At 70.7% G+C, this 393-nt stretch carries 1 protein-coding gene; it reads left to right on the top strand.

What is annotated here, in order from left to right:
* The coding region (locus ACWCOM_RS18540; RefSeq protein ID WP_454550211.1) for a hypothetical protein at positions 1-218 on the top strand (218 nt) is incomplete at its 5' end.
* Positions 219-393 lie beyond the last annotated feature (175 nt).

Here is a 393-nt window from a genome sequence, read left to right as displayed (position 1 = left end):
ACCGAGTCCGGATCAGCACCGACTCCCCGCTGCCCTGGAAGCGCGTGCGCATCCCCGCCCGGGCGGCCGGACTCACCTGCAAGATCCGGCGCCGGCGCCGAACCAGCGCCGCTGGGCTCTCACTCACCCGCACCGATGCCGCCCAACTCAGGACTGCCCAGGTGATGGAGACCCCCCTGTGGTGGACCATGCCGGTGAATAGCACCCAACTGTACTGACCCGCCAGCGAGAGCACCCAGGTGAGTCCGATTAGCCCGGCTCCGGTGGAGCCTCATGCGATCACCGCCACCGCGACCCCCACGGAGATCAGGCTCGCCCCGGCACCGACCCGGGCATCGCCGGTGCGGGCCTCGTGGACGACGGTCACTATCCGCAGCAGCGCGGCGAGGACCA

This window comes from Kocuria sp. KH4, assembly GCF_053711175.1.
This window is presented reverse-complemented; position numbering and strand designations above follow the sequence as displayed.